Origin of the sequence: Dolichospermum compactum NIES-806 (assembly GCF_002368115.1) — a bacterium.
Taxonomy (GTDB): Bacteria; Cyanobacteriota; Cyanobacteriia; order Cyanobacteriales; family Nostocaceae; genus Dolichospermum; species Dolichospermum compactum.
In genome coordinates this window covers 2,805,738-2,819,852 of sequence record NZ_AP018316.1, presented here as the reverse complement: position 1 = coordinate 2,819,852, position 14,115 = coordinate 2,805,738, and the positions used below count along the sequence as shown (strand labels likewise).

Below are 14,115 nucleotides of genomic sequence, written 5' to 3'. Positions count from 1 at the left end.
ATAGTTCTCATTTAAGTCCAAACTTAACTAACGGTGTTGCTAATTTACAGCAATAAAGTCCGTTATGTTAAAGGCAAAAAAGGGATCTGAAGCTAGATCCTTTTTGTCCGTCAAAAATTTAATAAAAAACTCAGCGAAAGTTTCATTAACTTTGCTAAATGATGTTTAATTTCTGCTTGTTTACAGCGGTGTAAATGGTCAATATTAGACTTGATAGCGGCGATTTCCAGTAAATTGGCAAGATTGCCTCCATGATTGGGAAATTGATTAAAAATATCATTTCCAATTCGTAAAATATTTTAGCCTCATAGCCATTTTCGAGTATTTTTGCATACTCTGGCGATGGGGCTTTAATATTTTTTAATTGAAAGAAGGGAATAGGGAACAGGGAACAGGGAACAGGGAACAGATAAGAAACTAAAGTTTCAGAGTCTGAGGAGAATAGTTGAAAAGAAAAAATTTAAAATAATGCCATGATTGCAGCGGGAGAACCAGAACCTCCTCTTAATCTGAGAATTCCAATGATTAAGGTGATACTATGCGGTGGTAACTGATCTAAATTGGTGAGGTTTTCGAGAACAATTAGCGATTCCTGCAACAGCAACCGGTTAATAGTAAAATTAGTATCCTGTCCAGAATCTACACCATGAGTATCAATACCTACTCCAGTAATTTTCCGATGTGCAATTAAAAACTCAGTTGCATCATAACTAAAACCAGGAAAGTGCATTTTTCCGTCTTTATCTTGATTAAAAAATGCCTGGTGATTTAACCATTTTTCTTGCCAACCAGTATATAATATCACTAAGCTCCCTGTGGGAATTTCTCCAAATTCAGTTTCCCAAGTTTGGATATCACTAATAGTCAAGACATAATCAGGATTTATTGATGCCTGCTCACAAATATTGATAACTATAGCTGGTAATATTAGGGATGATGCTGGATACTGGTCAATACTTGCACCGTTTGCATAAAAACTATTGGGACCATTAATATGAGTCCCGCTATGTTCTCCCAAGGAAAAGCGGCGTAAGTAATAACCATCATCTGGAATTTCTGCAACACTGGTAAATTCTACGGAAGGATCACCTGTCCATTTTGGTATATCTTGATCAATGAGATGGCTAAGATGGATGACGCGAGAGTAACTAATATTACTTAATGGTTGGAAATTTTTGCTGATCAAAGGGATTTTTTTATAAGTTTAAGACATTTTAACAAATATAGGACTTATGCACGCTCACTAAATTAAGTAGGTGGGCGTTAAAAATTGTCGTTGGGGCAAGGGAACAGGGAACTCTTAACTGGGAACAGGAAGAGAGTTTTGAGTGATTTTACTTTTCTTCACATACCTTTAAATTTTTCTGTTCACCTACTTACCATCATAATGAATGAAAGAAATTGCGTCATTTTCAGCTTTGGGAATAACTTATAAAAGTAGGGTGCGTCAGATAAAGGAAATCTGTTTTCTACCAAATTGTTGGGTCTGACGCACCCTACAAGAGATAAAATCCACATTGCATATTTAGGAAACTTTGTCAATGTGTAAGCCCTAAAATAATCCCCCAAACCTTTTCACTTGAAGGTAATGGGGGGGATTTTTAATGTTGCAGCAAAAAGTGAATTTAAACCTAGTGAACAGTAAAAAAGTTAAGCTTTATATAAGGAAGAGTTAATTTTACATGAATTTTAGAATGAGAATGATGACCAACCAGACTTCTGTAACCGTTCTAATTCTTCCTCCTGAACTCCTGACGGGGCGCAGGCCCTGCACCCCTACCGACTGACTTCAATTACCTATGACCTTGGGTACAACTAGGACTTTATCAACCCGATTTCCGTCCATATCCATGACTTCAAACCGCATACCATCCCATTCAAAATGATCTGCGGCTGCGGGAATCCGTCCTAAATGGGTGATGACAAAACCGCCTAATGTTTGATAATTTCCTCTTTCTTCATGTTCTAATTCTTCAAGATCAAATAGTTCTAAAAATTCTTCTATTCCTAACATTCCATCTACTAACCAAGAACCATCTTCCCGTTGTACGGCTTGGGGTTCTTCTTGTCCTGGTTCTGTGGGAACATCACCGACGATTTCACTCATGATGTCATTGAGGGTGACTAAGCCTTGAATTACGCCATATTCATCTACGACTAAAGCCATGTGTGTGACGGTTTGTTTGAATAATTCTAAAACTTTTAAACCGCGTGTGCTTTCGGGGACAAATACGGGTTGACGTAATCCTAGAGTTAAGTCTAAGGGTTCGTTGCGTAAACTTCTAGCTAGGAGGTCGGTGACGGGAATAATTCCCAGGACGTTATCTAATCCTTCTTGACAAATGGGATAGCGAGAATAACCGCTTTCTGCCATTTTCAGGCGGTTTTCTTCGGGGGGGTCTTCCAAGTCTAACCAAACTATATCAGGTCGGGGTGTCATAAAGGAGGTGACGGGGCGATCGCCTAACCGGAAAACTCTCTCTACCATGTCCTGTTCTGCTTCTTCAAATGTTCCCGCTTCTGTTCCTTGTTCGATGAGAATTTTGATTTCTTCTTCTGTGACTTGTGGTTCAGCAGAGGGTGTGATTCCTAATATTCGCAAGACTAAATCTGTAGATGCACTCAAAAGATAAACTATGGGTGAGGCTATTTTTGCTAAAGCCCGCATGGGTATGGCTACTGAAGCAGCGATTTTTTCGGGGTTATTTAAAGCCAGACGTTTGGGGACGAGTTCACCAACAATGAGGGAAAAATAGGTGATGAGTAAGACTACGATGCCAAAGGCGATCGCATTACTATAATTAGCTAAAATGGGAATTAGCTTGATATAATCTTCTAATCTTTTGGCAATGGTCGCACCACCAAAGACACCATTCAGAATATTGATCAGTGTAATCCCTACCTGGACGATAGAGAGAAAATGATTGGGAGATTCTGCGAGTTTTAATGCAGCCTTGGCGTTGACATCTCCTTGATTGGCTAACTGCTGTAGTCTGACTTTCCGGGCTGAAACTACGGCCATTTCCGACATGGAAAATACACCGTTGGCGAAAATTAGCACTAAAATCGTTAAAATTTCAAACGTGAAGGAAGACATTTTTAAAATTGCTGGTATAAAGAATAGAAGTATACGGTGATCAGAAGTTGCCCAGTGTTTATTCAATCAGACTGATCTTAGTATCCAGTATTTTAGGTAATTCTCTAAATACTTTGACTATACACAAAGTCATAGTTATATTTTTCGGTCTATGAGTAGTTGGGTTTGATTCTTTCCTATTTATCGTCAAGAGAGGGGTTAACACTTTTAAAATGGTTAACAGGAAATACTTCGAGATTTTCACATCAGCAGCGACTTCCTTTTTTTAGCGTAAAACTTATGGCCTTTTCTTCTATTGTGCGTGCTTTGGCACAATTTGTCACTAGCAAGTGTTTTAATTAATAAAGCACTTTTAATAACGCTTAGTTACAATAATTAAAGGAAGTAAGTTGAAAAACCCGGATGAAACCTGTCCCAATTCGTCGCGTTAGGTACTGTAGTATTTTCAGTCTGGCTATTGATAATTGCCCAATTTACTAAAAATATGGTTTAATATTTAGTTAATATTATTTACTATTCAATGAGAGAAATGAAATCTTTATTTTCTACAATATCAAAACAAATAGAATTACCTTTGCAATTAGTAATTTATCCAAATAAATTTACTTTTATTGACTTGTTTGCAGGTATCGGTGGATTTAGAATTGCTTTAGAAAAATTAGGTGGTCAATGTTTGGGTTATTCTGAAATAGATAAACAAGCTAGTAAAGTGTATCAACAAAATTTTATTAATTATTTAAATAAAAATGAGATTGAATTAGGAGATATTACAAAAATCAATCAACTACCTATTAATATTGACATAATAGTTGGTGGTGTACCTTGTCAACCCTGGTCAGTTGCAGGTTGTTTAAGAGGTTTTAAAGATCCTAGAGGTAAATTATGGTTTGATGTAATTCGTTTAGTTAATCAAAGTCAACCGAAGGCTTTTATATTTTAAAATGTAAGTGGATTAGCAAATCCTAAAAACCGTGATAATTTAGAACTAATTTTAAATGAATTGACACATATAGGGTATTGTGTGAAATGGAAAGTTTTAAACGCTTATGATTTTGGTTTACCGCAAAATAGAGATAGAGTTTTTATTGTAGGAATTAGAAATGATTTAGAGAAATATCAAGAATATAATTTCCCTCATCCTTTAAATATTCATCCTAAAGTTTTAGATATTTTAGATGAACTTAAAAATATCAAATGTGTTGAAAAAGTTAAATTGGATGCAGATACTTTATTTAAAGGTGCGATTCCAACATCAAGAACCCGATTTCAAAAAGATGATGAATTAAATGATTTTTTTATTTTCTCAGATTTACGAAATGGACATACAACAATTCACTCTTGGGATATTATAAAAACGAGTGATAGAGAAAAAATAATCTGTTTAACTCTTCTCAAATATAGAAGAAGTAAAAAATATGGGGAGAAAGATGGTAATCCTTTATCATTAGAAAATTTTCAGGAGATAATACCTGATATAGATATAAATGAATTAAATGAATTAGTTAAAAAACAAATATTCCGGTTAACTGCTGATAACAAGTATGAATTTGTTAATTCTAAAAATATGACCGGCATTAATGATATTTATCGCATCATTTTACCTACTGCTGATATTTTTCCAACTTTAACAGCTACTGGTGCAAAAGACTATATTGCAACAGTATCTATTCATGCAAATCATCCAGAAGATTATAAAAATCTTTTTCTAGAAAAAATTTATCAACCTAAAAAATATATACCAATCACTGCAAAACACGCTTGTAAATTGCAAGGTTTTCCTACAGATTTTGAATATCACCCGAAAAATGAGGTAGGTAAAAAACAATTTGGTAATGCTGTTCCTGTACCTGTGGTTGAGTATGTCACTAAAGAACTACTTAAAATTATTGATATCTAAACTATTTGGGATAAAAAATGTCATAAAATTCTCCTGCAAAATCTTCTTGTCCTAGTTCAATAAAAAGTGATTTTAATGCTTCAAATGTATTTTCAGTTCCAGAACAAAAATCCCAAAACTCATTTTCTACCCATATATCTTGAGTAATATCTAAAGGAGAACTAGATAAGATAACTTACTTTTTTGTTCTTCATACCAAGGTTTTGGAAAAGGGTTAAAAGGAATAGCAATACGAGCTTCTAAATTAGCATCAGGATTTTTAGCAAGACTGTAAGCAAACCATTCAAGCATTTGCTTATTAAATTTCTTAAAATCACCCAGATTTGGTTGTGTAGTTTTAATGTCAAATAGATAATTAACTCCGTCCTTAAATAAATGAATATCAACCCCAGTTCCTTTTGGAGGATATATATATTGAATGATATCTTGAGGATTAGTTTTTAAAGCAGTATTTTTTAGTCTCTTTATACATTCTTCCGTTGGAATTATACATTGATTAGGTTTATTTTCGCGCTCATGAACTAATTTATCTAATTCTTTCTGCAAAACTTGAGGAAATGGATTTGGTACTAAGATTTTCTCTGGGATGATTTTAAATCCATTTATCTCAGCTAATGTTTTAGCTATCGGTTCCCAAAAAGTTGTTCCTAAACTTGTTTCTAGTCCACCTACGAGAGATCGTATTCGTCTTTCATTAGGAAAAATATCATCTAATACTTGATATTTTATTTTTTTTGACTTTTTAAAAAATCTTCTAATTGAATTTCTAAGATTTTCTTTAATTATCTGTTTAATATGCTCATCCATAACTCAATTTTCTGATATGTTATTGCAGGTTACAAACAAATCAGATATGGATATATTTAGGGATTTGGCTAATTTTTCTATATTGTCTAGGGAAATATTACATTTTCCTGATTCAATACTTGAAATATAAGTGCGATGAAGTTCTGCTTTTTCTGCAAGTTCTTCTTGAGATAAATCTAGTTCTCTTCTTCGCTTTCTTATAGCACGACCAAAAATCTACCGTATATTTACTTCATTATTCGCTTCCATATTGTATAATCAGTTAATCAAAGATATTAAGTCTACAGATTATACCTGACATTTTGTAGTTTATAGTTAACATAGATGAGATTTACATAACGATACTAGTGTAAACTTGTAACACCCTTGAATTTACTGCTAGATATCCTGAATACCAAATCTGCCGTAGTTAGTTGACAATTGTTAAGATAGTATAGATAACGCAGTGGACAGGGTAGTTAGTGCATCAATTGATGATGAAACTCTTACTATTACGAGAGTTTTACGCCCGATTCCCAACTTCTGTTAAGCATATAATTTATGGCCTTTTCTTCTATTGTGCGTGCTTTGGCGCGATCGCCTCTTACCGCAGAACTCATTACTAAACTCAACAAACAGCAGGAATTGCGGTTAAATGGGATTTCTCGGCTACCCAAAGGACTGATAGCTTCAGCATTAGCAAGTTATGAAGATCAGGATTTATGTGTGGTCTGTGCCACTCTAGAGGAAGCTGGGCGGGTTTTTGCCCAAATGGAAGCAATGGGATGGAAAACTGTCCACTTTTACCCCACTTCCGAAGCTTCTCCCTATGAACCCTTTGACCCTGAAAATGAGTTGAGTTGGGGTCAAATGCAGGTGTTAGCTGATTTGGTCAATGGTCCGTCGTCAGTCGTCAGTCGTCAGTTGCCAAAACAAAGAACTGCCATAATTGCTACTGTGGGGGCGTTGCAGCCGCATTTGCCACCACCGGAGGCGTTTAAATCATTTTGTGTCACCTTGGAAAAAGGGATGGAATTTGATTTAGACGGGTTTGGGGAAAAAATCACGATTTTGGGATATGAACGAGTTCCCCTGGTGGAAACTGAAGGACAATGGAGTAGACGGGGAGATATTGTGGATGTGTTTCCCGTGTCCTCAGAGTTGCCTGTGCGCTTGGAATGGTTCGGGGACGAAATTGAACAAATTCGGGAATTTGACCCGGCTACCCAGCGTTCTGCCTTGGATAAGGTGGAAAAAGTTACCCTCACCCCTACAAGTTTTGCACCGATTATCAACACAGCACTTACAGAAAATGTAGAGACGTTTCATGAAACGTCTCTACAAGAGTTAGGAACATTAGAAGGAAGTCGGCGGTTTTTGGGGTTGGCTTTTGCAAAACCGGCTTCATTGCTGGATTATTTAGCAGAAAATACCCTTGTGGCCATTGATGAACCAGAACAATGTTATGCTCATAGCGATCGCTGGGTGGAAAATGCTAATAGTCAGTGGTCAGTGGTGAGTCAGCGCCGTCTTGGGGGTTTCCCCCATGAGGGACTGACGAACTCCGAAGGAGTCAGTGGTCAGTTGTCGGTTGGATTACCGAAAATTCATCGTAATTTTCATGAGTGTATAGGGGAAATTGGGAATTTTAGAAAGTTATATTTATCAGAATTATCGGAAGAAAATAGTGGACTAAATTTAGCAAGTAGGCCTTTACCTGTCACACCTCATCAATTTGCCAAGTTAGGGGAAACTATTAGAAATGAGAGAGAACGCAATTTTGCAGTTTGGATAATTTCGGCTCAACCTTCCCGTTCGGTTTCTTTGCTACAAGAACATGATTGTCCTGCCCAGTTTATCCCCAATCCCCGTGATTACCAAGCCATTGATAAACTACAAATTAATCATATCCCCATTGCTCTTAAATATTCCGGTTTGGCTGAATTAGAAGGGTTTATTTTACCTTCTTTTCGGTTAGTAATTGTTACCGATAGAGAATTTTATGGACAACATTCTTTAGCTAATTTTGGTTATGTTCGCAAACGTCGTCAAGCCACATCTAAACAAGTTGATCCTAATAAATTACGTCAAGGAGATTATGTTGTTCATCGTAGTCATGGTATTGGTAAATTTGACAAATTAGAAAGTTTAACAATTAATGATGAAACTCGTGATTATTTAGTTGTGCAATATGCAGATGGTTTGTTAAGAGTTGCGGCTGATCAAGTTAGTTCTTTATCTCGTTTTCGCACTAGTGCAGATAAAGCCCCAGAATTACACAAAATGACCGGCAAAGCTTGGGAAAATACTAAAAACAAAGTCCGTAAAGCCATTAAGAAACTAGCAGTAGATTTGTTAAAATTGTATGCTGCCCGTTCTCAACAACAAGGTTTTTCCTATCCCCAGGATATGCCTTGGCAAGAAGAAATGGAAGATTCTTTCCCTTACCAACCAACCACAGATCAGCTAAAAGCTGTACAAGATGTGAAACGGGATATGGAAAGTGAAAGACCGATGGATAGGTTAGTATGTGGAGATGTGGGTTTTGGGAAAACTGAAGTGGCAATTCGGGCGATTTTTAAAGCTGTCACCGCAGGAAAGCAAGTTGCACTTTTAGCCCCGACGACAATTTTAACTCAACAACATTATCATACAATTAAAGAACGTTTTGCCCCCTATCCTGTGAATGTGGGTTTACTAAATCGGTTTCGCAGTACAGAAGAAAAACGTAATATTCAAAAACGGCTGGCGACGGGAGAATTAGATATAGTTGTGGGGACACATCAATTATTAGGAAAAGGTGTGCAATTTAAAGATTTAGGACTTTTAGTAATTGACGAAGAACAAAGATTTGGAGTTAATCAAAAGGAAAAAATAAAGAGTCTCAAAACGCAAGTTGATGTTCTCACTCTTTCTGCAACTCCCATTCCTAGAACCTTATATATGTCATTATCAGGAATTAGGGAAATGAGTTTAATTACCACACCACCTCCCACCAGAAGACCCATTCAAACCCATCTTGCACCTTTAAATTCTGATATTGTCAGAAGTGCAATTCGTCAAGAACTAGATCGAGGTGGACAGGTATTTTATGTAGTTCCGCGAGTAGATGGAATTGAAGAAACAACTACAAAATTGCGGGAAATGGTTCCAGGCGGAAGATTTGCGATCGCCCATGGTCAAATGGACGAAAGCGAGTTAGAATCAACTATGCTGACTTTCGGCAATAATGACGCTGATATTTTAGTTTGTACGACAATTATTGAATCTGGTTTAGATATTCCGCGAGTTAACACCATATTAATTGAAGACGCGCACCGTTTTGGTTTATCTCAATTATATCAATTACGGGGTCGGGTAGGACGGGCAGGAATTCAAGCCCACGCATGGTTATTTTACCCCAAACAACGAGAATTATCGGATGCCGCTAGACAACGATTAAGAGCAATTCAAGAATTTACACAACTCGGTTCTGGATATCAATTAGCAATGCGAGATATGGAAATTCGCGGTGTAGGAAACTTGCTAGGTGCAGAACAATCTGGTCAAATGGATGTGATTGGCTTTGATTTGTATATGGAAATGTTAGAAGAAGCAATTCGAGAAATTAGAGGTCAAGAAATACCCAAAGTTGAAGATACTCAAATTGATCTGAATCTCACCGCATTTATCCCTGCTACCTACATTCCTGACCCTGATCAAAAAATGAGTGCTTATCGGGCTGTAGCCACAGTAAAATCAAAATATGAACTCAAACAAATTGCTGCTGAATGGACAGATAGATATGGGACTATACCAGTTCCAGCCAATCAATTATTGCGAGTTATGGAACTCAAACAATTAGCCAAAAATCTGGGATTTAGTCGCATTAAACCAGAGAATAAACAGCACATTGTTTTAGAAACACCAATGGAAGAACCCGCTTGGAATCTCTTAGCCGAAAATCTCACTCCCACCATGAAAGCCAGGTTTGTTTATTCTCCAGGGAAGGTAACAGCAAGAGGTTTAGGAGTATTTAAAGCAGACCAACAATTGCAGACTTTAATAGATACCTTCATGAAAATGCAAGGGGCAATTTCTGAAACTGCTTGAGTTTAATTTCGTAGGTTGGTTTAAGCGACAGCGCAACCCAACAAAAGTATTAGTTAATGTTGGGTTTCCTTGCGTCAACCCAACCTACATCTACATCTGGGAGAATATAATTGGAGAGTAATAGCATGGATCAATGGCTGATAGTTAAAGGAATATGGCAATGAAAATTAAAGTCAAAGATCTTGGCGCTTTACGAGAGGCCGAATTTACTATTGGTGACTTGACATTATACGTTTGCAGGTTATGAAACCACCTTTTGAATCATCGCAGAAAATCCCCATTAAACTATCATCTAATCATCCTCACTTATTGATAGGACTAGATAACTTTTTACAACTCGGTTTAATATCCGATGATCAAGTTAAACAATTAGCCCGTCAATATCTCATTTGCACTGTAGTATTTGTACCTCAGACTGAATCAGAACCAGAGGTAATTTTAACGCCTTCCACACCCTCACGAAAACCTTTAGTTGCTACTTTACCACCAATAACAAAACTACCTACAAAACCCAGTTTTGTTAATTCGATGTTACAATCTTTGGGTGAAGAGTTAAGTGTGCGGTGGTTGCTGTTTTTAGGTGTATTTTTAGTAGTGCTTTCCTCCGGAGTTCTGGCTGCAAGTCAGTGGGAAAGATTCCCCGCAGTTGGACAGTATGGGGTTTTATTTGCTTATACATTGAGTTTTTGCGGTTTTACATTATGGGCAGGTAAACAAAGCAATTTAAGACTAACTGCACAGACATTATTGATCATCACATTGCTATTAGTTCCTATCAACTTTTGGGCAATGGATAGCTTTAGTTTGTGGCAAAATCCATTAAACTTAGTTGTGATGGGAATTGCATCGCTAACCCTGACATTTATTACTAATCAACTTTGCCAAAACAGGAATATTATTAGTCATTTACCCAGTGGTAAATTACCTTTAGCTAATATTATTGGTTTGAGTTATTTACATTGGGGTTGGAAGTTATCAATTTTCCCCTTAATTGCTGTTTATTTAGCAATGATAGGAACAACAGCTATTACTGTTTATCATCAATTAACACAATCACAAGAAAGTACAAATACAGAAACTCCGCAATTGGGAATTAGTTTATATTTTACTTTCTTGATTTATGCTTTATTAACTTTACTGACAAGAGCTATTTTTATAGCTGGTGTTAATATTAACGATTTGGGTTTAGCGATTGGGATTTGTGGTAGTTTAGTAATTTGGTTATCAGAAAAAAAATCTTCTACAAATCCTTCTGTACTTTGGCAAAAATTGGGAGGAAGTTTACTATTATTAGGTTGGCTAGTTTCAGTAATAACGCAACCAGCCCAAGCTATCATAGTCAGTGGTTTGAGTTTATGGTCTTTTAGCCGTCCTTTACAAAGATATAATTTAAAACTTGATTTTCTAGCTATTTTATTAATTGGTTTACAGACAATTTGGCTAGGTTGGCGGTTAGTACCTAATGAATTACAAAGATTAGTAATTAGTACCGTTGCTCATTTATCAAATTCTCAAAATGAACCTTGGGCATTATTGAGTATTGCTTTATTTCCTTATATCATTTTGATGTTATGGATAACAAGTAAATTACATGATCAAAACAATCAAGAACTAGCAAATTTTGGAGAATATCTTACTTTATTTTTAGGAATTTGTTTAACAATAATTAGCTTAGTAAATCCGACATTAAGAACAGCTAATTTTTTATTATCTACGATTACTCTATCTACCTTTATTCAACGTCGGGCAGATTTTTATCCTCCCTTGATATATTTGACTCATAGCATGGGAGTATTGACGCTGATTTCTAGTATTAATTGGTTTTTACCCAATTTAAACCAAGAAATTTGGGCTGCTATCTTATTAGTTATCATGATAGCTGAATGGGGATTTAGTCTTGGTGAAGGTATATGGCGACGCAGTGCATGGTATATTGGTTTAGTATTAGCTGCAATCAGTTTTTCTTTATTGTGGGTAAATGTTGAAAGTTATTGGTATGGTAATTTACAAAATCGAACCTCTTGGGGAATAATTTGGTTAATTACACCTTTAGCATTAACAGCTTTAGCTATTCGTAACACTGAACCAAATCGTACTACCAACAGTTTTTTAAGTGTCTTAGCTGTGGGTGTTTCTCAATTATTAACTTTACCATTACCAGGAATGAGATTAATTGGTTTGAGTGTGGGTGTAACAGTAATGTTAGTCAATACTCGCTATTTAAGAAACCAAATATATGCGGGAACAATTATTGGTTTTGGGTTGAGTTTTCTGACAGCATTGTTATGGGAAGGTGTATTTGGTTTAATCCAATTAACAGTATCGGGTTGGTTTGTTGTTACTGCATTAACAATACTGAGTTTATGGCTATGGCGTGGTGTACTTTTACGCAAAGGTACAGAATTAGCGATAATTTATGCAGCCGCTAGTGATAAATGGGCGATCGCATTATGTACAATAGAATTATCAGCCCTAACTCTCCACTCTAGCTTAATTTATCAAGGCATTCTCAAAACAGAATATTTCTATGTTATCACCACAGCGATAATTTTAGGGGCAATTCTCTATCGCAGTTGGGGACAATCTAAAGAAGCAGCATTTTATGGTGTTGGTTGGTGTTTAGAATTATTAACAGCGGAAATTTTAGGATTTGGCGAACATTCAATGATGAGAATCGCCATAGCTAACATCATCCTGGGGTTAACAACTCAGTTATTTGGGGAATGGTGGCGACGCAAACATCAATTGCAAACATTACCCAATAGTTTTAATATTCTTCCCCTCATTTATGGTGCATTTAGTGTCATTTTCCGGTTAACCACCTTTGCAGACTTTACAGGTTTTTGTTCCTTGGGTGTAGCCTTAATTTTGATTGGGGTAGGAAGACGCAGAGAAGCATTTAAACCGCTGGTTTATTTTGGCATTATCGGCGTATTAATTTCTGCCTATGAACTCCTATTTTATCAAATGTCCCTATCTAGAGGTGGGGTTTTAGGCGATGGTTTAATTGCTATGTCAGCCCTGGGTACTAGCATTATGTATGCTTATCGTATTCTCACACCTTGGCTGATTAGTTATCTTTGTTTAACTCCAAGAGAATTAAAAAATATTGCCCATCTCCATTGGGTTTGGAGTAGTATTTTATTCCTATCAGCTATGAATTTGCCTATCCAAATTAACTCCTCTATCGTCTTAGGAACTGGATTATTTTTAGTTCGCTATGCAATTTGGCAAGGACGAGAAAATTCTCAAGAAACAAATCAAGAAATCTGGGTTTATTTAGGTTTAATAGAAGTAGGAATTATTGGCATTTATTTACCAAATTTACCAATAGGGAGGTTAATATTTGAGGAATTATTACCTTGGCACGGGGCGATATCCTGCCTATTTGCCTACTTCCTCTATATCTTACCTTGGCAAAGATTAGGTTGGTCAAAAACGCCTTGGCAACGTACAGCTTATATTCTTCCATTAATCATTTTAGGAACAACGGGATTACAAACTTATCCTATTACTTTAGTTATCGTGGCTGCTTACTACGTCTTTTTAGCGAAAGCTGCTAGACAAATCAGGTTTACATATATCAGCTTAATATTAATTAATTGGGCATTATTTACTTGGTTTAATGACTTAAATCTGAGAGATTCTCTTTGGTATGTTACACCAATTGGATTATCTTTACTATATATCGCTGAGGTAGATGAACAACTTAAATTATCAACAGTAAAGCCCCTACGTCACAGTTTACGAATGTTAGGAAGTGGTTTAATTTGCGGTTGGACAATTTTGTTCTATCAAAATCTGCCTTTTATTCCTGGTATTTTTAGTCTGATTACTATTTTCGCTGGCTTAGGTTTAAAAATTCGCGCTTTTCTTTATGTTGGTACAGGTACTTTTTTGATGACTAGCATTTACCAATTAGTAATTTTTAGCCTGAGTTATTCTTTCTTAAAATGGATTGTTGGTTTATTAGTTGGTATTTTGTTAATTTACATTGCTGCTAACTTTGAAACCCGACGCTCTCAAATAACTGCGCTACTTCGTAATATTAGTGATGAATTTGCCAATTGGGATTGATTAAACATCTCATAAAAAAGAATGTAGAGACGTTCCAGGAAACATCTCTACAACAATTTTAGAAAATGCACATTTAATCAATTGGATCAATACCCAGTGCGCGTAATTGTTATGCTAACCTTTTAGCTCTTTGGCTTTCCTATTCAGCCCGTTGACGTTCCTGTTC

Annotated in this window: 6 protein-coding genes and 1 pseudogene; 3 read left to right on the top strand and 4 right to left on the bottom strand. The window is 36.2% G+C overall.

What is annotated here, in order from left to right; genetic code table 11:
- Window positions 1-460: 460 nt before the first annotated feature.
- Together CA730_RS13340 and CA730_RS13335 are read right to left on the bottom strand one after the other, a co-directional pair.
- Window positions 461-1,186 carry a cyclase family protein gene (locus tag CA730_RS13340; protein ID WP_231939829.1) on the bottom strand — a complete coding sequence of 242 codons (726 nt, stop codon included), beginning with the start codon at window positions 1,184-1,186 and terminating at the stop codon, window positions 461-463.
- A 603-nt stretch (window positions 1,187-1,789) separates the two neighbouring features.
- Window positions 1,790-3,097, bottom strand: coding sequence for a hemolysin family protein (locus tag CA730_RS13335; RefSeq protein WP_096667952.1), 1,308 nt, complete (start codon window positions 3,095-3,097; stop codon window positions 1,790-1,792).
- A 520-nt stretch (window positions 3,098-3,617) separates the two neighbouring features.
- Here CA730_RS13335 and CA730_RS13330 point away from each other — a divergent pair.
- Window positions 3,618-4,994, top strand: a pseudogene (locus CA730_RS13330) (DNA cytosine methyltransferase).
- A gap of 150 nt (window positions 4,995-5,144) precedes the next feature.
- Here CA730_RS13330 and CA730_RS13325 read toward each other — a convergent pair.
- Window positions 5,145-5,801, bottom strand: a complete 657-nt coding sequence (locus tag CA730_RS13325) for a TdeIII family type II restriction endonuclease (RefSeq protein ID WP_231939828.1) — start codon at window positions 5,799-5,801, stop codon at window positions 5,145-5,147.
- A gap of 3 nt (window positions 5,802-5,804) precedes the next feature.
- Window positions 5,805-6,002 carry a helix-turn-helix transcriptional regulator gene (locus CA730_RS13320; RefSeq protein ID WP_330221299.1) on the bottom strand — a complete coding sequence of 66 codons (198 nt, stop codon included), beginning with the start codon at window positions 6,000-6,002 and terminating at the stop codon, window positions 5,805-5,807.
- A gap of 339 nt (window positions 6,003-6,341) precedes the next feature.
- Here CA730_RS13320 and mfd point away from each other — a divergent pair, with 339 nt between their 5' ends.
- Together mfd and CA730_RS13310 are read left to right on the top strand one after the other, a co-directional pair.
- On the top strand, window positions 6,342-9,872 hold the full coding sequence (gene mfd, locus CA730_RS13315; protein WP_096667950.1) for a transcription-repair coupling factor: 3,531 nt from the start codon (window positions 6,342-6,344) through the stop codon (window positions 9,870-9,872).
- Between the two features lie 243 nt (window positions 9,873-10,115).
- On the top strand, window positions 10,116-13,949 hold the full coding sequence (locus CA730_RS13310) for a DUF2157 domain-containing protein (protein ID WP_096667948.1): 3,834 nt from the start codon (window positions 10,116-10,118) through the stop codon (window positions 13,947-13,949).
- Window positions 13,950-14,115: the final 166 nt, after the last annotated feature.